The following is a 23,923-nucleotide window of genomic DNA, read 5'->3' on the forward strand; positions in this document are numbered from 1 at the left end:
CTAATGTCCGACGCTTTTGCTGAACAGGTTGATGACGACGATACCGGAAATGATCAGAACAAGGCCCAGCAGGGCCGGGGCGTCCAGCCTTTGGCCAAAGACAACCCAGCCGATCCCCGCAATCAGGCAAACCCCAAGGCCCGCCCATATCGCATAGGCCACCCCAACAGGGATAATGCGCAGCACCAACGCCAACAGCCAGAATGAGATCACGTAAGACATGACAACCAGCAAGGACGGACCAAGCCGCGTCATGCCATCGCTGGCTTTCAACGCGGTGGTGCCGATGGTTTCAAACACAATCGCGACGCCCAGATAGAGCCAATGCATCGCACATCTCCTTAAATCGGGCGGCCTGCCGCCATGTTTTCAACCGCGCGTTCGATCTCGCGCAGGCGCTCGGCATTGGGCGGGTGCGTTCCAAGAAACTGGTTGCCGGGGTCTGGAATGCGGCGGAAAATCTGCGCGCCGCGCAACGGATCATACCCGCCGCGCACCGCGATCAACGCGCCCAGTCGATCTGCCTCCAACTCGAAGCTTTTGGAGTACCGTCTGGCGCCAACGGTCGCGCTGGTGTTGACGATGCGCTGCGCTGTGGCCTCATCCGCGCCGGACAATGCTGCGACAAGCCCGCCCAGAAGCGCGCCGGTCATGGCCTGTTGCTGGATGCGGGGCAGGTGATCGGCGATGTGGTGCGCGGCCTCATGCCCGAAGATCAGTGCGATTTCATCATGGCTGCGCAGATCGTCGATCAATGCGAGCGAAAAGGCGATGACCGGACGCCCGTTCTCGTCGCGCGTGTGAAAGGCATTGGGCGGCTGGTTGGGCCGATCGTCCAGAACCACAAGGAAATTGCAATCCAGATGTGGGCTGCGTTCCCGGCAGACCTGATTGGCGACCGGGCGCATCCGCGACACAACTGCATTGAAATCAGCGCGCGTGCTGCTTGGGGCTGCCGACTGCTGGGCCGGAGGGGCAAGCATCGGGGCGGTGGCTATTGTACAACCCGTAACCGCAAGCAGGCACAGGATCAGTGTCATTCGCAACGCATGCAACATCAGCTCAGACCTTTCTTGAGTCTGTCAAGAAATAGCGGGCCGCGCGAAAAGCACAATGCGCGTGAAATCAACTCATTGGGGGCAGGGGCACAGATCAGGCCGATCTTGGCACCCCACCCCCCCCGGATCGCCCAGGTGCTTAGCGTGTGGATTCCGACAGGCGGCGCGTAACATAGCTGGTTACGGTTTCCAGCATGGGCTGCATATGCTGGTCTTCATCCTTGAAGAAATGGTCTGCGCCCTCAACCTCGGTATGGGTGATGGTGATGCCACGCTGTTCCTGCAACTTGCTGACAAGCGTTCTTGTATCGTGCGGCGGGGCCACACGGTCAGCGGTGCCGTTGATGACCAGACCGGATGCGGGGCAGGGCGCAAGGAAGCTGAAGTCATATAGATTGGCGGGCGGCGCAACCGACACGAAGCCGGTAATGTCGGGCCGACGCATCAGAAGCTGCATTCCGATCCACGCGCCAAAGCTGAACCCTGCGACCCAGCAATGGCGGGCATTCTGGCTTTGGGCCTGCACATAATCGAGGGCGGCGGCGGCATCGGACAATTCACCGATGCCCTGATCATACTCGCCCTGACTGCGCCCGACGCCACGGAAATTGAACCGCAGCACCGAGAATCCCATTTTATGGAATGCATAATGCAGGTTGTAGACAACCTTGTTGTTCATCGTGCCGCCAAATTGCGGATGCGGATGCAATACGATTGCAATCGGCGCATCTGTCTTGGGTTGCGGGTGGAAGCGGCCTTCTAGGCGGCCTTCTGGGCCGGGGAAGATAATCTCGGGCATTAGGGGCCTTATCTGGTGGTAACGGGCTAAAAGACGTCTGTATCACTGCTCTTGCGGTATTATGCGTGTTGCACCTATACCGATTTTGCTAATTCTTGACTCTTTACTTCAGGCAATTTAGAAGAGTTCTAAGTTGCCGCGATGTCTCCTGGGTTCGGGTCGCGCTGCGCGCATGGTGTAGGCGCGTGCGGTGCGTACGTCAACCTCATTCAGATGTGTGCGATCCGACCATGTGGCGTGTTCAGCGAGGTTTTCGATGAAGCTTTCGACAAAAGGGCGATATGCCATGATTGCGCTGGTTGATCTGGCGCAAGCCCCGCAAGGGGCATTGGTGTCGTTGAATGGAATTGCAGGGCGCCAGCAGGTCTCGCTTGCGTATCTTGAACAGTTGTTCGTGAAATTGCGCCGCGCAGGGTTGGTGGACTCGGTGCGTGGGCCCGGGGGTGGCTACCGTTTGGCGCGCGCCGCAGACTCGATCCGCGTGTCCGAGATACTGGAAGCGGTCGATGAAACAGTCAGCGCCATGCATACAGGTGCGGGGGCGACTGGGGCCATTTCCGGATCGAAAGCGCAATCCATGACCAACCGGTTGTGGGAAGGTCTGTCGGCGCATGTCTATGTGTTCTTGCATCAGACCCGACTGTCCGATGTCGCAGGAAATGCGCTGACCCCGTGCCCCGCCGTGCCGGTCTTGTTCGAGGTGGTCGATGAATAAGCGCTGCGCGGTTTGGCCTTGAGTATTTAGTGCAAGAAAATGGATAAAACGATGCCTGCAAGGGTCTATCTGGACCATAATGCCACTGTGCCGCTGCGCCCGGAGGCCCGCGCTGCGATGATTGCGGCGATGGATGTGGTTGGCAACCCCTCGTCGGTTCATGCCGAGGGGCGGCGCGCGCGGGCGGTGTTGGAAAAGGCACGCGGGCAGGTGGCGGCCGCACTTGGGGCGCAGGGTGCGGAGATCGTCTTTACCTCTGGCGCGACCGAGGCTGCGGCGCTGGCGCTGTCAGGGCGCGGGTTGGCGGGTGCTGCGATTGAGCATGACGCCGTGCGCGCGTGGAGTGATGACACGCTTGCCGTAGACAGTTCGGGCAAGGTTGCCGTGCCGCAGCCCGCGGCTGCGACGTTGCAACTGGCGAATTCCGAAACGGGTATCGTGCAAAGCTTGCCTGCCGGTCTGGCCGTCAGTGACCTGACGCAAGGGTTTGGCAAGCTGCCCTTTGCGTTTAACTGGCTCGACGTCGAGATGGGATTTGTCTCGGGGCATAAGATTGGCGGCCCCAAGGGTGTGGGGGTACTGGTTATGCGGCAGGGCACGGATATTGCCGCGCAGATCCGTGGCGGGGGTCAGGAAATGGGGCGCCGCGCGGGAACCGAGAACCTGATTGCGATAGCGGGTTTCGGCGCAGCAGCCGAAGCCGCAGCAAAAGACCTTGCAGACGGGGTCTGGAATTCTGTATCTGAAATTAGAAATATTCTAGAACAGGCTCTGGACGCTGCCGCAAGCAAGACTATTTTAGTCGGGAAAGCAGGGGACCGGTTGCCCAATACCGTGTGTCTTGCGACACCGGGCTGGAAGGGCGAGACGCAGGTGATGCAGATGGATCTGGCAGGGTTTGCCATTTCGGCTGGATCAGCTTGCTCCTCGGGCAAGTTGCGGGCGTCTGCTGTTTTGGGCGCGATGGGGTTTGATGCGGCAACTGCGTCGGGCGCGATCCGTGTCTCGTTGGGGCCGCAAACGCGCGAAGAAGACGTGCTGCGCTTTGCCGAAGCGTGGCTGAAGGAATACCACCGCTTCGCTGCACGCGCAGCGTAAACGGACGAGAAGGCCCTTGCACAAGGGCTGGTCAGAAAGAAGGAAAGCACATGGCTGTACTGGACGAGACGCAAATGCGCGAGGGGGTGGACCGCGAGACTGTCGAGACAGTGCAGTCTATGGCGGGCACCTATAAGCACGGTTGGGAAACCGACATCGAGATGGATTTCGCGCCCAAAGGGCTGAACGAGGACATCGTGCGCCTGATCTCGGAAAAGAACAACGAGCCTGAATGGTTGCTGGAATGGCGTCTGGACGCGTATCGGCGCTGGCTGACGATGGAAAGCCCGGACTGGGCGATGCTGAACATTCCTGAAATCGACTATCAGGACCAATATTACTACGCCAAACCCAAATCGATGACCGAAAAGCCGAAGTCCTTGGACGATGTCGATCCCAAACTGCTGGAAACCTATGCCAAGCTTGGGATTCCGTTGAAGGAACAGATGCTTTTGGCCGGTGTTGAAGGTGCCGATGAGGGCCGTAAAGTGGCGGTCGATGCGGTGTTCGACTCTGTGTCTTTGGGCACGACCTTCAAAAAGGAACTGGCGGCGGCAGGCGTGATCTTCTGCTCGATCTCGGAGGCGGTGCAGGACCATCCCGAATTGGTAAAGCGTTATCTGGGCAGTGTTGTGCCGCAGAATGACAATTACTTCGCTGCGCTGAATTCAGCGGTCTTTTCGGATGGCAGCTTCGTCTACATTCCTGCGGGCGTGAAATGCCCGATGGAATTGTCCACCTATTTCCGTATCAATGCCGAAAATACCGGCCAGTTTGAGCGCACGCTGATCATTGCGGAAAAAGGCAGCCATGTCAGCTATCTGGAAGGGTGCACCGCGCCGATGCGCGACACAATCCAGTTGCACGCGGCGGTGGTTGAAATCGTTATTCTGGAGGATGCAGAGGTCAAGTATTCGACCGTGCAGAACTGGTTTCCGGGCGATGAAAACGGCAAGGGCGGCATCTATAACTTCGTCACCAAGCGTGCAGATTGCCGCGAGGATCGTGCGAAAGTGATGTGGACGCAGGTCGAAACCGGCAGCGCGATCACATGGAAATACCCGTCCTGCATTTTGCGCGGCGATGACACGCAGGGCGAGTTTTATTCGATCGCCATCGCCAACAATTGGCAGCAGGCCGATACCGGCACCAAGATGGTGCATCTGGGGCGCAACTCGCGCTCGCGCATTGTGTCCAAAGGCATTTCGGCGGGGCAGGCGCAGAACACCTATCGCGGTTTGGTATCCATGCACCCGAAGGCCAAGAATTCGCGCAACTACACGCAATGCGACAGCTTGCTGATTGGCGACAAATGCGGCGCGCATACAGTGCCATATATCGAGGTGCGCAATGCCTCTAGCCGCGTCGAGCATGAGGCGACGACCAGCAAGGTGGATGACGACCAGCTGTTCTATTGCCGCCAGCGCGGCATGGATGAAGAAGAGGCTGTTGCATTGGTGGTCAACGGGTTCTGCAAAGAAGTGTTGCAGGAATTGCCAATGGAATTCGCTATGGAAGCGCAGGCGCTGGTCGCAATCTCGTTGGAAGGGTCGGTCGGTTAATGGCTGGGCCGTGGTTCAAGCCAATCGCGCACGGCTCTGGCGCGCGGCCAGCCAACTGGCGGGGATGGGCTGCACTTGCAGCCTATCTCGGGGCGCTTGCGCTGTTGGCGGGACATGTGTTCGACGGGGAAATGGCCCTGCCTATGGCGGTGGTGTTTTTCGTCGGCATGTTCGTGATGATGACCGCCGGATTTACTGTCTTCGTGTGGTCGCAGGTCCGCCGCTACAAACAAGAGGCGCGCGGCGCGTCGTAAAGAACAGCGCGCTGCACAGGGGTGCAAAGGCCAGTATCGGCCTTGATATGGAATATAGACTGGCAGGCCCTTTGGCGCAGGTTGCGTCGGATACCAGTTCTGCCGAGACAATTGACTGAGGGAATGAAGATGCTGAAAATCGAAAATCTGCACGCCGCGCTTGAAGACGATTCAGAGGTGAAAATCCTCAAGGGTCTGTCGCTGACAATCAAGCCCGGCGAAGTTCATGCGATCATGGGGCCGAACGGGTCGGGCAAATCGACCCTGTCCTATGTGCTGTCAGGGCGTGATGGCTATACTGTCACCGAGGGCAGCGCGACGTTGGAAGATGCAGACCTGCTGGATATGGACCCGGAAGAACGCGCGGCTGCGGGGCTGTTTCTGGCGTTTCAGTATCCGGTAGAAATTCCCGGTGTCGGCAATATGACTTTCCTGCGCACGGCTGTGAATGCACAGCGCAAGGCGCGCGGCGAGGACGAGTTGTCCGCAACCGAGTTTCTGAAGCTTATTCGCGCGAAGGCCAAGGACTTGCAGATTGACGCTGATATGCTGAAGCGCCCCGTCAATGTGGGCTTTTCAGGCGGCGAGAAAAAGCGCAATGAAATCCTGCAAATGGCCATGCTAGAGCCGAAGATGTGCATTCTGGACGAGACCGACTCGGGCCTTGATGTGGATGCGATGAAGCTGGTGGCGGACGGGGTGAACGCGCTGCGCGATGCCGGACGTTCGTTCTTGGTTATCACGCATTATCAACGGCTTCTGGACCATATTGTTCCTGATGTTGTGCATATCCTGTCCGAGGGCCGGATCATCAAGACCGGTGGTCCGGAACTGGCGCTGGAAGTTGAGCGCAACGGCTATACCGATCTGATGGCGGAGGCGCAGGCATGATGCCACGTGCGAAACTGAAGGCGCAGAAGGTCGAGGCGGCGCATGCACTGCTGGACGCGCGCGCAATCCCTGAGGGGGGTGCGTGGATCACCAAGGCGCGGAAGGCGGCACAAGCGCGCGTGCGCGACATGGGCCTGCCGAGCAAACGCGATGAATACTGGCGCTACACCGATCCGCGCCGCCTGACCGACGCGGCGGTGGTGCCGGGCGCCTTGCACGACACGCGCGGAGAGCCGCCTGTTTTTGACGGGTTTGACCGGATCAAGCTGGTATTCGTCGATGGCGTCTTTGATGCCGAAGCCTCTGACCCGCTGGCGCTGGCGGGTGTTGAAATCTGCCATCTGTCGCAAGCGGCGGGAACCGACCTGCACTGGGCGCGTGATCTGTATGGCACGCTTGATGCGCGCGCGCAGGCACCGGTCGAGCGCCCGCTTGCCAGTGTGAATACGGCCTATGCCACCGAAGGGGTGCTGATCCGTGTGACGGGCAAGCCGGAAAAGCCCATTTCGCTGATCTATCTGCGCCAATCGGAAACATCTGACGCGATGGTGCACCACGTCATCCGCGTAGAGACCGGAGCCGAGGCAACAATTCTGGAAAACGGACCAATTGCCACGCGGTTCAATCAGGTGATGGAAGTGGACATCGCGGATGGTGGCACGTTGCATCATATCCGCGCACAGGGCCGCGACCATGAGCGCGCGGGATCAGCGCATCTGTTCGCGCGTCTGGGCGTAGGTTCGCATCTGAAATCATTTACCCTGACCGCCAATGGCGCATTGATCCGCAATGATGCAATTATCTGGCTGGACGGTGCAGACGGGTCTGCACATTTGGCGGGTGCGACTGTGGGCGACGGCGCTTTTCACCACGATGACACTGTCTTTGTCACGCATGGTGCGCCGCGCTGCGAAAGTCGGCAGGTGTTCAAGAAAGTGCTGCGGGGCGGCGCTGTTGGTGTGTTTCAGGGCAAGATTCTGGTTGACCAGATTGCGCAACTGACCGACGGGTATCAGATCAGCCAGTCGTTGTTGCTGGATGAGAATGCGCAGTTTCTGGCCAAGCCGGAACTGGAAATCTATGCGGATGATGTGAAATGCAGCCATGGGTCTACCTCGGGCGAGATTGACGACAACCAGCTTTTTTACCTGCGGGCGCGCGGCGTGCCGGAAGACAGCGCCAAGACCCTGCTGGTGCTGGCCTTCCTTGCCGAAGCATTGGAAGAAATCGCAGACCCCGACTATGCGGATGACCTGCGCGCGCGGCTTGAAGCTTGGTTTGAGCGGCGCGGCTGATGGCTGAACCCTGTTGCGCCGTCTTGGTGCGCGGCCACACTGGCCGCGTACAGTGTCGAAAGCTTTTCTCATGTCCGTAATTCGCAATATGCTCAGGACCTATCGCAGCCCGCGTATCGTGACGCGCGGCATGATCGCCCAAGGCGTCACCGAGCCGCAGGTTCTGGCGTTCGGGCTGCTGTCGTGCGGGCTGATTTTTGTGGCGCAATGGCCGGGCTTGTCGCGTGCCGCAACGCTCGATCCGTCCATCACATTCGAGCAGCGTATGGGCGGTGCCTTGTTCGGGATCATGTTCATGCTGCCCTTGCTGCTATATGGCGTGGCGGGGCTGATGCAATTGGCAGTTCGTGTGCTGGCGGGGCCAGTGCAGGGGCTGCATGTGCGGCTGGTGCTGTTCTGGTCATTGCTGAGTGTGACACCGCTGATGCTGGTGCAGGGGGGGCTTGCGGCTTTCCTTGGGCCAACGGAAGGTGTGACTGCTTTCGGGTTTGTGGTGACGGCTGTATTTCTTTACATAGTTGGGGCAGGGCTTCTGGAAGTGGCGCGCCCGCGCCATGGTGATGCCCCTTGAAGGCTTGCCGGGAAGGACCGAATCCATGAATCTGAATGCTGCGAATGTCAGCGCGCTTGTGCGCCTTTCCTTGACGCGCCCACGCGAAGCAGCGGGCCGCCTGTTGAGCATGAATGTGCCCGACGATGCGCGGTGGCTGGGCTTTGTGATCGTCGTTGTGCTGTCGGTGCTGATCGGCCAAGTCTCGGTATTGCTGATGGGCGAGGAGGGGTTTCAGGGCAGCATGTTGTTCATGGCCATGTTCCAGACCTCGATCTTGCTGGGGATGGTGGTTGCCGTGCAGGGGATTGGCCGCGCGCTTGGGGGCGGCGGGACATTTCCCGATACGCTGCTGCTGGTGGCATGGCTGCAATTCGTCATGCTGGTGTTCCAGTTGGTTCAGATTGTCAGCCTGCTGATTGTGCCGGCGGTGTTCGGAATGATCACAATTGTCGCACTCGTATTCTTCATGTGGATGCTGACAAACTTTATCATGGCGCTACATGGATTCACATCGCCCGTTAAAGTGTTTGTGGGCATCATTTTTTCATTCTTTGCCATGGCCACAGTGCTGGCGATTTTGCTCGGGATGATGGGGTTTGCACCAGGAGGTGTCTGATATGCTCGATATCGAGCGGGTTCGCGCGGATTTTCCGATCTTGGATCGCACGGTCAATGGCAAGCCATTGGTCTATCTCGACAGTGGTGCGTCCGCCCAAAAGCCGCTTGCAGTGATAGAGGCTGTGACGCGGGCCTATGCCGAGGAATATTCCAATGTGCATCGCGGGCTGCATTACCTGTCCAATCTGGCGACCGATAAATATGAGGCCGTTCGCGGGACATTGCAGCGCTTTCTTAATGCGCAGCATGAAGATGAAATCATCTTCACGACCGGCACGACGCAGGCGATCAACTTGGTTGCTTATGGCTGGGCCATGCCCCGGTTTGAACCCGGTGACGAGATTGTCCTGTCGATCATGGAGCACCACGCCAATATCGTGCCGTGGCACTTTATGCGCGAGCGCCAAGGCGTGGTTTTGCGCTGGGTCGATTGTGCACCCGACGGATCGCTTGATCCGCAATCTGTGATTGATGCGATTGGCCCGCGCACCAAGCTTGTGGCGATCACGCATATGTCGAATGTGCTGGGCACTGTCGTCGATGTCGCCGCGATCTGTAAGGGCGCACACGACAAGGGTGTGCCGGTCATGGTCGACGGCTCTCAGGCGGCGGTGCATATGCCGGTGGATATGCAGGCCTTGGGGTGTGATTTCTACGCTGTGACAGGGCATAAATTATATGGCCCGTCGGCGTCTGGCGCGGTGTATATCTCGCGCGCGCGTCAGGCCGAGATGCGCCCCTTTCTGGGCGGGGGCGACATGATCCGAGAGGTCACGCGCGACACCGTCACCTATAACGACCCGCCACACAAATTCGAGGCAGGCACACCGGGGATCGTGCAGCAAATCGGTCTGGGTGTTGCGATTGACTACATGATGGCGCAGGGCATGGGGGCCATTGCCGCGCATGAGGCTGATTTGCGCGACTATGCGCAATCGCGTCTGGCGGGGCTGAACTGGCTGAACATTCAGGGCACGGCACTGGGCAAAGGGGCGATTTTCAGCTTCACACTGGAAGGTGCCGCACATGCGCATGACATCTCGACTGTGCTGGACAAAAAGGGGATCGCGGTGCGCGCAGGCCAACATTGCGCGGCCCCATTGATGGATCATCTGGGCGTAACAGCGACCTGCCGCGCGTCATTCGCAATGTATAACACGCGCGATGATGTGGACAAACTGGTCGAAGCGCTGGAATTCTGTCACGAGTTATTTGCCTGAAAACGGCGATTGCATCGCGCAATATGTCGTTCTATAGACAGCCCAGACGCACCCGTAGCTCAGCTGGATAGAGCGCTGCCCTCCGAAGGCAGAGGTCACAGGTTCGAATCCTGTCGGGTGCGCCAGACTCCCTATACGCTGATGGTGGTGCGGCTATCGTAGCGCGCCCGCGTGGCATCTTTGCTCTAGAATGCGGCCCCGCGCCTGCGATCTGCCGGTGCTGGATGGCCGCATTTCTACTGTTATAAAAGCACAGTCGGATCGTCATACCCTTTGGGCACATAGAGGTTGTGCGGCCCAAGGTTCTTCACGTCTGTTTCGCCACAAAGCGCCATTGTGACGTCAAGTTCCTTATGGATCACCTCCAGCGCCTTGGTGACGCCAGCTTGGCCCATCGCACCCAGACCATAGGTATAAGCGCGCCCGATATAGGTGCTTTTTGCGCCAAGCGCCAAGGCCTTGAGCACGTCCTGACCCGAGCGGATGCCGCTATCCAGATGGATCTCGACATCTTTGCCCACGGCCTCAACAATCGAGGGCAGCATTCGGATGGAACTGACAGCGCCGTCGAGTTGCCGCCCGCCATGGTTGGACACGACAATCGCGTCGGCCCCAACATCTGCGGCGCGGCGGGCATCTTCGGGGTCCATGATCCCCTTGACGATGACCTTGCCCCCCCACCACTGCTTGAACTGCGCGATCCGGTCCCAGTTCAGGGCAGGGTCAAACGCCTCGGACGTCCATGTCGACAGGGATGACGGGTCGCTGACGCCTTTGGCATGGCCCACGATATTGCCGAATGAGCGCCGCTTCGTGCCCAGCATTTCCAAGCCCCACGGGATTTTCGTCATCATATTCGCGATGGATTTCGCGGTCAGTTTTGGCGGGGCGGACAGGCCGTTTTTCAGATCCTTGTGGCGCTGGCCCAGCACTTGCAAATCGACTGTCACCACAATGGCCGAGCAATTGGCCGTATGCGCGCGCTCAAACAGACGGCGCATGAAATCGTCATCTTTCAGGGTGTAGACCTGAAACCAGAAGGGTTTTGTCGTATGCGCGGCTACATCCTCGATCGAGCAGATGGACATGGTGGACAAGGTGTAGGGCACACCAAATTTTTCGGCTGCGCGCGCGGCCTTTATCTCACCATCTGCCGATTGCATTCCTGTCAATCCGACTGGTGCCAAGGCCACTGGCATGGCGACATCTTCACCGATCATCTGTGACTTGGTGGAGCGGCCCGACATATCGACCGCAACGCGCTGTTTCAGACGAATCTGCGAGAAATCGGATGTGTTTTCACGAAAGGTCTGTTCAGTCCAACTGCCCGACTCTGCGTAATCGTAAAACATGCGCGGGGTCCGCCGTTCATAGATTTTGCGCAGATCCTCAATATTGGTGATAGTGGGCATTCTGGCTCTCCCCCTGAAATTGGTAAAAAATGTTTACCGACTCGCAGGGGCTGATGCAAGCGTTCAGCCAAACACCCGCTTTACCCAGCCTTTCTTCTCTGGCGCGCCCTCGGTCTGAGGGCTGTCCGCGTCGGTTTTCGGGTCTTCGGCGGGCGCATCTTCGGGGGGTGGCCCTTCAATTTCGGCCTGAAACCGGTTGAAAAACTCGCCCGCCATTCGTCGTGCGAAGCCGTCGACGATACGACTGCCAAGCTGTGCGAGCTTGCCGCCAACCTTGGCGTCCACTTCATAGCTGAGCAATGTGCCGCCATTCTCGCCCGGTGACAGGCGGACATGGGCGTCGCCTTTGGCAAAGCCTGCCGCCCCGCCTTTGCCTTCACCTGATAATGTGCAGCTTTCCCCCTCGACGACATCCTTCATCGTCACAACACCCTTGAAGGTGGCTTTCACCGGGCCGACCTTTTGCACGACCACAGCTTGATACCCCTCCGCAGCAGAGCCGCTGAGTTCCTGACACCCCGGAACGCAGGCCTTGAGCATTTCGGGATCAAACAGGGCGGTCCAGACAGTTTCCGGCGGGGCCGCGATCTGGCGTTCATCGGACATTTGCATGGCGTGACCTCTCTCATTGCGCATTTGAAACTGCCACCGCAAGTTAAGCGATTGGGGCGCGTTGTCAAAGCAGGCTTTGGTCGCATGGACTTTGGTCTTAGTTCCACTGCTGCTGATGATGATGGCAATTGACGCTTGCGCAAATTTGTGGCCAGCTTTTTTCCATGCCCGATGTAACCAACCGCCCCACCATTCTGACCGAACAACCGGCCCAGGCCGCACATGACCGCGTGTATCGGGGGCTGCGCCAGCAGGTTATGCATGGCGAATTGTCCCCCGGACAAGCGCTGACCCTGCGCGGGATTGGCAAGGCATTCGGGGTCAGCATGACTCCTGCGCGCGAAGCCCTGCGCAGGTTGACGGCAGAAGGGGCGTTGTCGCTATCGGCCTCGGGGCGGGTGACAACGCCAGAATTGACCAATGACCGAATCGAGGAGCTGGCCCAAATCCGCTCCCTTCTGGAACCGGAATTGGGCAGCCGCGCCTTGCGCCGCGCGCATTTGGCCCTGATTGACCGGATGGAAACGATAAACGAGGCGAATGCCCGCGCGATTCACCGCCAGGACCCAGTCGAGTATATTCGCACCAATCTGGAATTTCACCGCACCTTGTATCTGCGCGCCCAAAGCCCTGCGATGCTGGGTCTTCTGGAAACGGTATGGTTGCAGCTTGGGCCGACCATGCGGGCACTCTATACGCGCTTGCGTCGCACCACGGCCCCGCCCCACCATCGGTTGATACTGGAAGCCCTGCGCGCAGGCGATGACGCAGCACTGCGTCTGGCGCTGCGGACCGATGTGACGCAAGGGTTGCGGCATTTGCAAGGCTGATTGTGCGGTGCGGCGTGCGTCAGCCCGCAGTGATCTGTCCGTCTTGCAACTGCACCACGCGGTCCATGCGGCGCGCAAGTTCCAGATTGTGGGTGGCGATCAGGGCTGTCAGGCCCGTGTCGCGCACCAGCGCCATGAGGGCGCCAAAAACCTGATCCGAGGTGGCAGGGTCAAGGTTGCCTGTCGGCTCGTCCGCCAGAAGCAGGCTGGGGGTGTTGGCCAGCGCGCGGCAGAAGGCAACACGCTGCTGCTCGCCGCCCGACAGGGCAGCGGGGCGATGCTCGGCGCGCGCGGAAATACCGACGCGCTCTAGCAATTCGCGCGCGCGGGCCTCTGCCTTGGCTTGGGGCACGGCATTGGCGAGTTGCGGCAGGATCACATTTTCTAATGCCGAAAACTCCGGCAGCAGGTGGTGGAACTGGTACACGAACCCCACCTGACCGCGCCGCGCGGCAGTGCGCGCGCGGTCGCCCAGCCGCGTCATATCTGCCCCGTCAATCATGACCGCCCCTGTATCGGGCGTGTCGAGCAGACCTGCGATATGCAAAAGCGTCGATTTGCCGGCACCTGACGGGGCCACAAGCGCCACGATCTCGCCGCGATCAAGCTTCAACGACGCCTCGTTCAGAACTTTGACCTCATTGGGCTTGCCGGCATTGTAGGTCTTCGAGATGGTCTGAAGGGAAAGGGCGTTGTCATTCATAGCGCAGCGCCTCTACCGGGTTCATGCGCGCGGCGCGCCGCGCAGGGAAAATTGTGACGATGAAGGACAGTGTCAGCGACAGCCCCACCGCTTTGAGCACATCGGCCAAGCGCAATTCGGCGGGCAAGTTGTAAATCCCCCTGATCGAGGGGTCCCAAACACCGCCGCCAGAGGCGTAATTCACCAGACTGAAAATCGGATCGATATAGATCGCAAACAGACAGCCCAGAATGACGCCCGCAACCGTGCCCAGCACACCCACACTGGCCCCGCAGATAAAGAATACCCGCAAGACTGACCCTTCGGTAAGCCCCATGGTGCGCAAAATGCCAATGTCGCGGCCCTTGTTCTTGACCAGCATAATCAGCCCCGAAATGATATTCATGGCCGCGATCAGCACAAGGATCGACAGGATCACGAACATCACGTTATCCTCCACGTCCAGCGCGCGCAGGAAAGAGCCGGAACTGTCGCGCCATGTCCACAGCATTGCGCGTTCACCCCCTGCGCGCAGCAGATCGCTGCGCATGCTATCAATCTGGTCGGGGTTTGTGACCATCACCTCCATTTCATCGGCAACACCGTCGCGGTTGAAATAGTTTTGAGCCTCGTCAAAGGGCATATACAGCCGCGTTCGGTCAATGTCGTATCGCCCGGCGGTAAAGATATAGACCACTTCATAGGCTGATATTCGCGGGCTGGTGCCAAAGGCGGTGCGGGCACCATCGGGCGAGATTACGCGTATGGAATCGCCCAGCGACAGGTTCAATTCTCGTGCGACCCCAGACCCGATTGCCACACCTTCGGTAAAGCGGGAAATATCGCCCAGTGACTGTTCGGGATCAGCAACGCGCGGGATTGTCAGCAGGTCTTCGTAATGGATGCCGAACACCTCAATACCGGTGTTGCGCCCGTCCGAGCTTGCCATAACCTGCCCGCGGATAAGGGGGGCCACCCGCGTGACGCCGCGCACCTGTGCCAGACGCTCGGCCATTTCCTCGTAATCTTCGATGACGCGGCTGGTGCGCCCGCCTTCATCGACATGCACAGAGGAATAGAGGGTCACATGCGCGTTTGCGCCCAGGATCGTGTCGACAAATTCGGCCCGAAACCCCGACCGCACGGACAAGGTTGCAATCAGTGCGAAAACTGCCAGCATGATGCCCAGAAACGAGATTATCGTCATGGCGCTGACGCCACCCTCGGCCCGGCGCGCACGCAGATACCGCCATGCGATCATCCATTCAAAGGCTGCAAAGGGGGGCGTGTTGCCAGTCATGCGCGAAAGTGTCCTGCTCAAGCTTTTGCGCAAACTCATGGTATTGCGCGACAAGGTCAAGCACAAAGCAATCCCGTTGTCGTTGGTTTGATCTGCGCGCAGGCTTGCAGCTTGCGGCGCGCATGGCGGGGTTTTCGTGCCGCAAAACCAGCGTTGGCCGTCTCGCAAGGCATGATCTGTTCAAATGCCCATCCGCACAGCAGATGGGCATGACGTCATGTCAGATCAGTTGCGCAGCTCGGACGCGACCTCTAGCAAAATATCCGCTTCTACAAAGCCGCGAATAATCTCGGTTTCCATGATGAAGGTCGGGGTTCCGGTGATCTGAAGGCGCTGTGCCAGTTCGCGGTTCGCGGCCAGAATTTCGTTGACCTCTGCGCTTTCCATTTCGGCAACGACAGCGTCGAAATCAAGGCCCAGCTCGGCTGCCACTTCGTCCAGAAACTCTGGTGTGATGGGGCCATCATAGCGGATCAGGGTGTCATTGGCCTGTTCATACACGTCATCCCCCCCCAAACGCAGGCTGGCAACGGCAAAGCGCGATGCAAGCTCGGATTCGGGGCCAAGGATCGGAAATTCCTTGACGATCAGGCGAATGCCGGTATCGGCTTCCAGCAGTTCAAGAATTTCATCATGCGCGCGTTTGCAAAATCCGCAGCGGTAATCCAGAAATTCGACCAGTGTGATATCGCCATCGACATTGCCACCGACCCATGAATTCGGGTCATTGAACAACGCATCCGCATTTGCATCAAGAATGGCGCTGTCCATATCGGCCTGCGCTTCGGCATTGCGCTGCTCGAACACGGCGACGGCCTCGAAGATCACCTCGGGGTTTTGCAACAGATAGCTGCGCACCTGTTCCCCGAATTCCGGATCTACAGTCACGTCTTCTGGTATCGCAGTTGCACCAAGCTGTGTCAGGGTTTCTTCCTGTTGCTCCGCCTGTGCATCGACTTGCGTGGTGGGCGGCTGGTCTTCATCTGTGGTGGTCTGTCCATTGCTTCCGGAAGAGGTCAGCACAAGAAGCCCAAGCGCAGAAGCTGCAAGGCAGGTTCCGATCAGCGCAGAGTCGGTCAGCGGCAATGTCATTTTAATGCTCCTGTCTATACGGCACCACGGCACAGGCAAAATCTTCCCGGCCAGTTTACATGCTTGCCTATAAAGCTTGTGCGCGGGCGGGAATCAACCCTTGGAGCCTTGGCAATTCGTGATTTCGCGAAAGTGAACGCTTTTCCCGTGCGTCTTGCGCGCATCATCGGTTTTCTGTCCGGGGTGGGGGGTGTATGAGGTGGGGAACATATCGAAAGGGATTGAGGTGCGCTTCGGGTTTGGGTGGCAGGTGGTACGGCACGCGGTCTGCGCCATTTTGATGCTTGTGCTGGCCGCGCCGATGGCTGCTGCGCAAGGCAGCATGAGCGCGCAGGCGCGCCTGTTGGAAGGGGGCACCGCCCTTGTGGCCAGCCGTGACAGTCTGGCGCTTGATCTGGCGCTTATACCCGCCTTACGCGAAAACCCGAAAATTGTCGTGTGAGATGACACGGAAGTTGTCGGAGATGGTGTCGCGGAAGCTCCGCCATTCGTTGGGGAGGGTTTTTCGAAAAAATGCGAGTATCGCATCGGCAAATTGCTTTTGCGTGGGATAATACTGATTGTGTGTGACACAGCGGTGCATGACGGCCCACAATCGTTCAATCGGGTTGAGATGTGGGCAATATGGCGGCAATGGGATCAAGTGGATGCGGCAGTCCGGCCTTGCAAGGAAGTCTCGCACCTCTTGCCCTTTATGATACGCCGCGTTGTCCCAGATCACGTGGATGAGGCGCTTGTAAGGGTTGGATGCCTCGATTTTGGCCAAGAGCTGGACAGCGCTGATCCCGTCTACCGTAATCGGCTCGACAAACGACAAATCGAATGTTTCCAAGTTCAGTGCACCATGGATGTTCACACGCCCACGCCCTGCTGTGGTCTGCACGGCAGGATTTGTCCCGGCCTTCACCCAACCATAAGCCGGTTTCGTCTGATACTCCGGATGCACGGCATCTGCGAAATAGACAGCTTCATCAGCCCCCAACTCGTTCAGCAAGCGCTGATACATCTCGATGAAGGCGGCTTGTGCTGCGGCAGGCGCAACGCGCGGAAGTCCCTTCGGCTTGCGATACTCAAACCCCAGACGCGTCAGAAGCTTGATGCAGCCAGAATGGGAATACTCCAAGCCATACGTCGCGGAGATATGGGCCCGGACCTCGGTCGTCGAACGACAAAAACGATCCTCCAGCCACGCGCTGAGTTCGGCCTCCTGAGCCGAGGTCATCCGGGATTGACCGCCCTTCCATCCATCAGTGGATAGGAGGTCCCAGCCCCCTTCGCGGTAAGCCTTGTACCAAAGACGAACCGTATCATCGTCAAGGTAAAGAAATTCGGCGATCAGTTGGCAGGATTTGCCCTCATCCAGCAGCAAAATCGCATTGGCGCGACGCGCAACACCGTGATCCTCGCGATGGCGTCGCACACAGGACATCAGCTCAGCACGTTCTGAAGATGTCAGGAATTTCGGCTCAATACGCATGAACCCATCAGAATCCAATCAAACCGAACCGTCAAGCAAAACTCGGGTTCCACAGGACTCGGAGTATAGCCAACCTGTTCCCTACCGGCTGCGTGTTTTGGCGGCACCGCCCAGACTGGTGCTAGATTTCAACACATTGGACTGGGACGGGGTGGATCTGGGGGCAGGGGTGCCGCGCAGTCATCTGCGGGCGCTGCGGCAGGGCCATTTGCCCGATGGCTGGTCGCGGCTGGTGCTGGATCTGGGCGCGCCTTTTCAGCTTGAGACATCGGAGCAGCGGGTCGATACTGAGAGCGGGCAGGCGATCATCAGCTTGCGCCTGCGCCGTGTCGCATTGGAGGAATTCGAGCGCACAGCGCAGGATGCCAGCCGATTTGCGGTTCAGACCAGCCCAGAGTTTCTAAACCCCAAGGCCGCATCCCCCCCGCCAGCGGCCCCAAGCAAACCTATTGTCATGCTGGACCCCGGTCATGGTGGGATCGACCCCGGTGCCGAACGCGACGGAATCCGAGAGGCCGATCTTGTCCTGACTTTCGCACGACAGTTGCGTGAGGTGCTGTTGCGGCGCGGCGTGTTCGATGTGGCGATGACGCGGGACGCAGATGAATTTGTCTCGCTTGATGGGCGGATCAGGGCCGCGCGCTCGGCACAGGCGGATTTGTTCTTGTCGCTGCACGCCGATGCCTTGCCCGAAGGTCTGGCGACAGGGGCGGTCATCTATCTGCTGGGCGACGAGGCAAGCGACGATTCAGCCGCCTATCTGGCAGAACGCCATGACCGCGCCGATATGCTGGCGGGCGTCGATCTGACAGGCAACACCGATGAAATCGCGCGGGTGCTGATGTCTGTGGCATGGCAAGACACAGCGCCGCGGGCGCGTCAACTGGCCGAAGCGCTGGTCGATGGGGTGGGGGAGGCCGGAATGCGCTTGCACCGCCGCCCAATCCAGTCGGGCGCATTCACGGTGTTGCGCGCGGTCGACATTCCGTCGGCGCTGATCGAGTTGGGCTTTATGTCCAGCCCGCGCGATCTGGCCAATCTGCAAGACCCGGACTGGACGTTGCGCATGGCGGACGCCTTGGCCGATGCGCTGGAACTGTGGCACGAACGTGATCTTGCCCTGCAAGAGTTGCTCAGGCAGTAGACGGGATGTCACGCGTTTGTAACGTCAGGTGCTTTTGACCTTGGCGAATTAAGGCTTTATACCACGAAATATCTACATAAGGGGTAGCCAGTGCTACGAGCGATTCTTTCCTTTTTTGGCGGTCTGTTCAGCTTTGCCATAACGGCATTGGTTTTTGTCGTATTCGCCATTGGGGGCGTGTTCTGGTATTACAGTGAAGACCTGCCCAGCCATGACCAGTTGGCCAGCTATGCGCCGCCCTCGATCAGCCGCATTTATTCCGGCGAAGGGCGCCTGATTGATGAATTCGCGCTAGAGCGGCGTTTGTTCACGCCGATTGACGACATTCCAGAGCGGGTGAAAGACGCGTTTATCGCCGCCGAGGATCGTAATTTTTACATCCACACTGGCTTTGACGCGCGCGCGATTGCTGTGGCCGGGTATGAAGCGGTCATCTCTCGTGGCGAGAATGTGCGCGGTGCATCGACGATCACACAGCAGGTGATGAAGAACTTTCTGCTATCCGGCGACCGCACGGGCGAGCGCAAGATCAAGGAGCTGATTCTTGCCAGCCGCGTCGAGGGCACGCTGACCAAGGACCAGATTCTGGAACTCTACCTCAACGAGATTTTTCTGGGCCAGAATTCCTATGGTGTGACCGCAGCGGCGCAGACCTATTTCAACAAGACACTGGACGAGTTGGACCTGCACGAAGCCGCTTTTCTGGCGGCACTGCCACAAGCCCCGTCCAGCTATCATCCAGTGCGCAACCGTGACCGCGTTGTGTCGCGGCGCAACTATGTGTTGGGTGAAATGCTGCGCAACGGCTTCATCTCGCAAGCTGAACATGATGAAGCGCGCGGCCTGCCGCTGCTGACCGTGCAATCGGGTGATTTTTCCAGCTCGCGCGCCAATCTTCCGCCGCGTGACTATTTCACCGACGAAGTGCGCCGCCAATTGTCCAGCAGCTTTGGCGAGGACGAGTTTTTTGCAGGTGGCTTGTCGATCCGTGCCACAATCGACCCCGAAATGCAGGTTCATGCCGCACATGCCTTGCAACGCGCGCTGGAGCAGTATGACCGTGGACTTGGCCGGTTGCGCACGGCGGGCGAAACCATTGCGCCGGAATTGCTGGAGAACGAAAATCAGTGGCGCCGCGCATTGGGCGAGTTGGAACTGGCGCGCGATGTGACGCTTGGCAATCGCTGGTATCCGGCGGTTGTACTGGAAGTCAGCTCAGACGAGGCGCGGCTGGGGATCGAGGCTGTCGCCGATGATTACCATGCGCCCCATGTTATTGAGCGCAGCGATATTTCTTGGGCGCGCGGCTCACTATCCGACAACCTGAGTGTTGGCGATGTCGTCTATACGCGGCGCGTAACCTCTGACAGTGACAACAGCCATGTCCGCTGGTCGCTCCGCCAGATCCCAGAAGTTCAGGGCGGGTTCATGGCGATGGACGTGAACACGGGCCGCGTCATCTCGATGCAGGGGGGCTTTTCCTATCAGGCATCGGTGTTCAACCGCGCAACGCAGGCGCAACGACAGCCCGGCTCTGCCTACAAGCCTTTTGTTTATGCCGCTGCGTTGGATTCGGGCTATACCCCCGCCACGATCATTGTCGACGCGCCCATCGAAGTTGAGACATCGCAAGGCTTGTGGCGTCCTACCAATTATTCAAACCAGTTCTATGGACCAACCCCAGTTCGTCGCGGGATCGAGTTGTCGCGCAACCTGATGACAGTGCGGTTGGCACAGGAGGTCGGGATGGATGTTGTCGGCGGATATGCCGAGCGCTTTGGCGTCTATGACCGTGCGCAGCAATTCCTCGCCGCCTCGCTCGGGTCACAGGAAACCACGTTGTTTCGCATGGTGGCCGCCTATGCGATGTTTGCCAATGGCGGCGAGCGGGTCGAGCCGACACTGGTGGACCGCGTGCAGGACCGTTGGGGCGACACGGTTTATCGCCACGACCAGCGCAATTGCGTTGATTGCGAAGACCGCGCATTGCCTGCGGGCAGTGGCCCTTGGATTTCGTCCAGCCGCGCGCGTGTGATGGATGCGGTCACCGCCTATCAGTTGACCTCGATGATGGAGGGGGTTGTCCAGCGCGGGACTGCGGCGCGCACTGTCAATCTGCCTGTGCCAGCCGCAGGCAAGACCGGTACCACCAATGACGCGCGTGATGTCTGGTTTGTGGGCTACACCTCTAACATCGTGGCGGGTTGCTATATCGGCTATGACCAGCCGCGCCCGCTGGGACGCGGGGCCGCAGGTGGCGCGATGTGCGGCCCGGTCTTTAACGAATTCATGCAAGAGGCGGTCAAGAAATACGGCGGCGGTCGCTTTCGCGTGCCAGAAGGCGGCTATTTCCTGAATATCGACCGCGATTCCGGCGCGCGTCTGGCGGATAATGCGAGCGGCCCGAATGTCATTTCAGAGTTCTTCCGCGAAGGTGTCGAGCCGATCTTCGGGCTTGCCGCTGTGATTGATGGCGGCTTTTCGCTGGGTTCTGATTTGCCAATCTTTGCGCCGGGCGAAAGCTACGAGGCGTTGCAGCGTGACGATGCGGGGCGTGGAACGGCCCCAAGTGCGCCTGCAAGCCTTGGGTCAGTCTCGACGGGTGGGCTATATTGATGCACGCGCGCGGCAACATGGTGTGAACAGTTTGGGACTGGCGCAGGTGCTTGCTCCTTGCGCCGGGCCGCGCTATGCACAGCCTGAATATTTCCAGACCTTATGGTGACTTGTTATGCGCTCTGAGACGCTCAGCACGATTGATGCGATCCGCAAATCCCTGACCCTGCTGGGTCAGCGGATGGATATTGAAACAGCGCCGCACCGACTGGAAGAATTCGATGCGATGACCGAAGATCCGGATCTGTGGAACGATCCGACCCGCGCGCAAGCCTTGATGAAAGACCGGCGCATGTTGTCGGATGCGCTGGAAACCTATCGGTCCATCTCGCAAGAGCTAGAGGACCAGATCGGATTGATCGAGCTGGGCGAAGCCGAGGGTGACAGCGATGTCGTGGCCGAGGCAGAGGCCGAGCTTACGAAACTGGGCAAGCTCGCCGCCGAGAAAGAGCTGGAAGCCTTGTTGAACGGCGAGGCGGACTCTAATGATACCTTCCTCGAAATCAACGCAGGCGCAGGCGGCACGGAAAGCTGTGACTGGGCCTTGATGCTGTCGCGCATGTATGTCCGCTGGGCCGAGAAGAAGGGCTACACAGTCGAGATGATGAGCGAGAGCGCCGGCGAAGAAGCAGGCATCCGGTCTGTGTCCTATAAGATCAGCGGCCATAATGCCTATGGGTGGCTGAAATCCGAATCCGGTGTGCACCGGCTGGTGCGCATATCGCCGTTTGACGGCTCTGCGCGGCGGCACACGTCTTTCAGTTCGGTCTGGGTCTATCCTGTGGTCGATGAGAATATTGAAGTCGACATCAACCCGTCCGACATTCGCATCGACACCTATCGCTCATCGGGTGCAGGCGGACAGCACGTCAACACGACCGACTCGGCGGTGCGGATCACGCATATTCCAACCGGCATTGTCGTCACCTCCAGCCAGAAATCGCAGCACCAAAACCGCGAGATTGCCATGAACGCGCTGAAATCGCGCCTGTATGAGATGGAGTTGCGCAAACGCAACGAAGCGATTGAAGCCGCGCATGATGCCAAGGGCGATGCGGGCTGGGGCAATCAGATTCGCTCTTATGTGCTGCACCCTTACCAGATGGTCAAAGACTTGCGCACAGGTCACGAGACATCGGACAGTCAGGGCGTTCTGGATGGTGCGCTTGACGCGTTTATGGCGGCAACACTGGCGATGGATGTGTCCGGCAAGTCCCGCGCCGAGGCAACTGCCGAGGATTGAGGCCAAAGCCCTGATCCGCTGAAGATTGTGCTTGCACGACAGATTGTCGCAACCCTATTCTGCCGTAACAGGGAACGGAGGACGGGATGAACGACAACATGACGCAGCGGGCACATCTGCCCCCCTCGGAAATACCAGAACCCCAGACAATCAAGATCCAGGATTTGCGCGCAATCTTGCAAGCGGGTCTGCGCGATTTTCTGCGCGCGCCGGTCTATGGGATTGCATTCTCGCTGGTCTATGTGCTGGGCGGGCTGATCTTATATGCGATCTTTCTCGCCTCTGGACAAAGCTGGTGGTTCATCCCGATTGCGGTGGGGTTTCCGCTTCTGGCCCCGTTCGCGGCGACAGGGTTTTATGAGGTCAGCCGCCGACTTGAGCAGGGCGCGCCGCTAAGTTGGTCTGCGGTGGCGGGATGTGTGCTGGCGCAAAAAGACCGCCAAATCCCCTCGATGGCTATGGTCATCATGCTGGCGTTCATGTTTTGGGTGTTTGTCGCGCATACGATCTTTGCGCTGTTCTTCGGGCTGCAACCTATCACCAGCTCGACCACGGATATGCTGCTGTCTGGACCGGGGCTGATGATGTTGCTGGTTGGCGGCACAATCGGGGGCGTGATGGCGGCTGTGTTATTCGCGCTGACGGTCATCTCTTTGCCACTGCTGCTGGACCGCGAACTGGACTTCATTACTGCAATGATCACATCTTTCAGCGTTGTCATGAAGAATTTTGGCACGATGGTTGTGTGGGCGGGGCTGATTGCGGCGCTCTTGTTCATCGGGATGGTGCCCTTGTTTCTGGGCTTGTTCGTGATCTTGCCCGTTCTGGGACATGCAACATGGCACCTCTATCGGCGCGCGCTGCCCTAAGCGACAGGGATCAATCTGAAAAACATCGCCCCGCTGGCAGATCAATGCCTTGGATTGTGGTCTGCGGGGCTGGACACTGCGCGCGGCAAAGGGCAATCTGACCCCAAAGAGGGAGTATGTTATGCCCGCAACAACAGCAACGCGTCGCAGTTTTTTTGTTACAGTATTTGGGGTCATCGGAACGCTTTGGTTCGCCGTTCACGCGGTTGAATATGTCTATGCGCGGTACGCCACGCTGGAAGCCAGCTTTCCGTTACCCGCCCCCCTCGGACTGTCCGGGGTGTTTGAGGCAATGCCAGCTTGGGCAGGGATTGCGCTGACTGTAACGATCTGGCTGGGTTTTCTGGGCGCATTTCTGCTGCTGCTTGGCGACAAGGCTTCGGTTTTGATCCTGTCCTTCACATTGCTGGCAACGCTGGTCGCACTCACTTGGGCCGGTATAGCATTTTTTGAAGGGATTCATGATGTTGCCGGGCTACAGCCGCTGATGTTCCTTGGCAGCCAGACGGCAATGACATTCGGTTTGTGGTTGTATTCCCGAACTGCAAAACGGTATCAGACCATCTGAATATGCTTTAATTTA

The 23,923-nt window shown here is 58.8% G+C and carries 25 protein-coding genes and 1 tRNA gene; 17 read left to right on the top strand and 9 right to left on the bottom strand.

Annotation, left to right across the window (positions count from 1 at the left end; genetic code table 11):
• The 3 genes from BD293_RS07020 to BD293_RS07030 all read right to left on the bottom strand — a co-directional run bounded on the left by BD293_RS07020 (position 1) and on the right by BD293_RS07030 (position 1,857).
• Entirely contained in the window at positions 1–330 is a 330-nt protein-coding gene (locus tag BD293_RS07020) for a DMT family transporter (RefSeq protein ID WP_142080482.1), read from the bottom strand.
• Positions 331–341: 11 nt separating this feature from the next.
• Positions 342–1,040: a M48 family metalloprotease gene (locus BD293_RS07025; RefSeq protein ID WP_246086234.1), complete on the bottom strand. Its 699-nt coding sequence runs from the start codon at positions 1,038–1,040 to the stop codon at positions 342–344.
• 157 nt (positions 1,041–1,197) lie between these two features.
• Positions 1,198–1,857 (bottom strand): alpha/beta hydrolase, encoded by a 660-nt coding sequence (locus BD293_RS07030; protein ID WP_142080484.1) that lies wholly within the window; start codon positions 1,855–1,857, stop codon positions 1,198–1,200.
• A 256-nt stretch (positions 1,858–2,113) separates the two neighbouring features.
• Between BD293_RS07030 and iscR the strand changes: the two genes are divergently transcribed.
• From iscR to BD293_RS07080, 10 genes are all read left to right on the top strand, one after another.
• Positions 2,114–2,572, top strand: a complete 459-nt coding sequence (iscR, locus tag BD293_RS07035) for a Fe-S cluster assembly transcriptional regulator IscR (protein WP_142080485.1) — start codon at positions 2,114–2,116, stop codon at positions 2,570–2,572.
• A gap of 51 nt (positions 2,573–2,623) precedes the next feature.
• The gene (locus BD293_RS07040) at positions 2,624–3,670 is read left to right on the top strand and encodes a cysteine desulfurase family protein (protein WP_142080486.1); all 1,047 of its coding nucleotides are present in this window, start codon (positions 2,624–2,626) and stop codon (positions 3,668–3,670) included.
• Positions 3,671–3,720: 50 nt separating this feature from the next.
• Positions 3,721–5,232, top strand: coding sequence for a Fe-S cluster assembly protein SufB (sufB, locus tag BD293_RS07045; protein ID WP_142080487.1), 1,512 nt, complete (start codon positions 3,721–3,723; stop codon positions 5,230–5,232).
• Positions 5,232–5,486: a hypothetical protein gene (locus BD293_RS07050; RefSeq protein ID WP_142080488.1), complete on the top strand. Its 255-nt coding sequence runs from the start codon at positions 5,232–5,234 to the stop codon at positions 5,484–5,486. The genes sufB and BD293_RS07050 overlap by 1 nt, the downstream gene beginning before the upstream one ends.
• A 129-nt stretch (positions 5,487–5,615) precedes the next feature.
• Entirely contained in the window at positions 5,616–6,377 is a 762-nt protein-coding gene (gene sufC / locus BD293_RS07055) for a Fe-S cluster assembly ATPase SufC (RefSeq protein WP_142080489.1), read from the top strand.
• The gene (locus BD293_RS07060) at positions 6,377–7,672 is read left to right on the top strand and encodes a SufB/SufD family protein (RefSeq protein ID WP_142084393.1); all 1,296 of its coding nucleotides are present in this window, start codon (positions 6,377–6,379) and stop codon (positions 7,670–7,672) included. The genes sufC and BD293_RS07060 overlap by 1 nt, the downstream gene beginning before the upstream one ends.
• Positions 7,673–7,742: 70 nt before the next feature.
• Positions 7,743–8,243: a YIP1 family protein gene (locus BD293_RS07065; protein WP_142080490.1), complete on the top strand. Its 501-nt coding sequence runs from the start codon at positions 7,743–7,745 to the stop codon at positions 8,241–8,243.
• A 25-nt stretch (positions 8,244–8,268) separates the two neighbouring features.
• Positions 8,269–8,841, top strand: a complete 573-nt coding sequence (locus BD293_RS07070; protein WP_170207081.1) for a YIP1 family protein — start codon at positions 8,269–8,271, stop codon at positions 8,839–8,841.
• A 1-nt stretch (position 8,842) separates the two neighbouring features.
• Positions 8,843–10,063, top strand: a complete 1,221-nt coding sequence (locus tag BD293_RS07075) for a cysteine desulfurase (RefSeq protein ID WP_142080492.1) — start codon at positions 8,843–8,845, stop codon at positions 10,061–10,063.
• A gap of 48 nt (positions 10,064–10,111) precedes the next feature.
• Positions 10,112–10,188, top strand: a tRNA-Arg gene (locus BD293_RS07080).
• 117 nt (positions 10,189–10,305) lie between these two features.
• On the opposite strand, the gene BD293_RS07085 is transcribed toward BD293_RS07080, so the two are convergent.
• Positions 10,306–11,475 carry an alpha-hydroxy acid oxidase gene (locus tag BD293_RS07085; RefSeq protein ID WP_142080493.1) on the bottom strand — a complete coding sequence of 390 codons (1,170 nt, stop codon included), beginning with the start codon at positions 11,473–11,475 and terminating at the stop codon, positions 10,306–10,308.
• 63 nt (positions 11,476–11,538) lie between these two features.
• A complete protein-coding gene (locus tag BD293_RS07090; RefSeq protein WP_142080494.1) occupies positions 11,539–12,087 on the bottom strand; it encodes an SRPBCC family protein in 549 nt (182 codons plus the stop codon).
• Between the two features lie 164 nt (positions 12,088–12,251).
• Here BD293_RS07090 and BD293_RS07095 point away from each other — a divergent pair, with 164 nt between their 5' ends.
• A complete protein-coding gene (locus BD293_RS07095) occupies positions 12,252–12,917 on the top strand; it encodes a GntR family transcriptional regulator (protein ID WP_142080495.1) in 666 nt (221 codons plus the stop codon).
• Positions 12,918–12,936: 19 nt separating this feature from the next.
• On the opposite strand, the gene BD293_RS07100 is transcribed toward BD293_RS07095, so the two are convergent.
• The 3 genes from BD293_RS07100 to BD293_RS07110 form a co-directional block, all read right to left on the bottom strand.
• A complete protein-coding gene (locus BD293_RS07100; RefSeq protein WP_142080496.1) occupies positions 12,937–13,620 on the bottom strand; it encodes an ABC transporter ATP-binding protein in 684 nt (227 codons plus the stop codon).
• Positions 13,613–14,899: a lipoprotein-releasing ABC transporter permease subunit gene (locus BD293_RS07105; protein WP_142080497.1), complete on the bottom strand. Its 1,287-nt coding sequence runs from the start codon at positions 14,897–14,899 to the stop codon at positions 13,613–13,615. The genes BD293_RS07100 and BD293_RS07105 overlap by 8 nt, the downstream gene beginning before the upstream one ends.
• Positions 14,900–15,124: 225 nt before the next feature.
• Positions 15,125–15,991, bottom strand: a complete 867-nt coding sequence (locus tag BD293_RS07110) for a DsbA family protein (protein ID WP_142080498.1) — start codon at positions 15,989–15,991, stop codon at positions 15,125–15,127.
• A 199-nt stretch (positions 15,992–16,190) separates the two neighbouring features.
• Here BD293_RS07110 and BD293_RS07115 point away from each other — a divergent pair, with 199 nt between their 5' ends.
• On the top strand, positions 16,191–16,433 hold the full coding sequence (locus BD293_RS07115; protein WP_142080499.1) for a hypothetical protein: 243 nt from the start codon (positions 16,191–16,193) through the stop codon (positions 16,431–16,433).
• Here the strand turns inward: BD293_RS07115 and BD293_RS07120 are convergent.
• Positions 16,404–17,468, bottom strand: a complete 1,065-nt coding sequence (locus tag BD293_RS07120; protein ID WP_142079384.1) for an IS630 family transposase — start codon at positions 17,466–17,468, stop codon at positions 16,404–16,406. The genes BD293_RS07115 and BD293_RS07120 overlap by 30 nt on opposite strands.
• Between BD293_RS07120 and BD293_RS07125 the strand changes: the two genes are divergently transcribed.
• The 5 genes from BD293_RS07125 to BD293_RS07145 all read left to right on the top strand — a co-directional run bounded on the left by BD293_RS07125 (position 17,467) and on the right by BD293_RS07145 (position 23,908).
• Positions 17,467–18,612, top strand: a complete 1,146-nt coding sequence (locus BD293_RS07125; protein ID WP_142080500.1) for an N-acetylmuramoyl-L-alanine amidase family protein — start codon at positions 17,467–17,469, stop codon at positions 18,610–18,612. The two genes, BD293_RS07120 and BD293_RS07125, sit on opposite strands and share 2 nt — an antisense overlap.
• 90 nt (positions 18,613–18,702) lie before the next feature.
• Positions 18,703–21,228, top strand: coding sequence for a penicillin-binding protein 1A (locus BD293_RS07130; protein WP_142080501.1), 2,526 nt, complete (start codon positions 18,703–18,705; stop codon positions 21,226–21,228).
• A 115-nt stretch (positions 21,229–21,343) separates the two neighbouring features.
• Positions 21,344–22,471: a peptide chain release factor 2 gene (prfB, locus tag BD293_RS07135; RefSeq protein WP_142080502.1), complete on the top strand. Its 1,128-nt coding sequence runs from the start codon at positions 21,344–21,346 to the stop codon at positions 22,469–22,471.
• Positions 22,472–22,557: 86 nt separating this feature from the next.
• A complete protein-coding gene (locus tag BD293_RS07140; RefSeq protein WP_246086235.1) occupies positions 22,558–23,340 on the top strand; it encodes a DUF2189 domain-containing protein in 783 nt (260 codons plus the stop codon).
• Between the two features lie 121 nt (positions 23,341–23,461).
• Positions 23,462–23,908 (top strand): hypothetical protein, encoded by a 447-nt coding sequence (locus tag BD293_RS07145; RefSeq protein ID WP_142080503.1) that lies wholly within the window; start codon positions 23,462–23,464, stop codon positions 23,906–23,908.
• Positions 23,909–23,923: the final 15 nt, after the last annotated feature.

This window comes from Roseinatronobacter monicus, assembly GCF_006716865.1.
Classification (GTDB): Bacteria; Pseudomonadota; Alphaproteobacteria; order Rhodobacterales; family Rhodobacteraceae; genus Roseinatronobacter; species Roseinatronobacter monicus.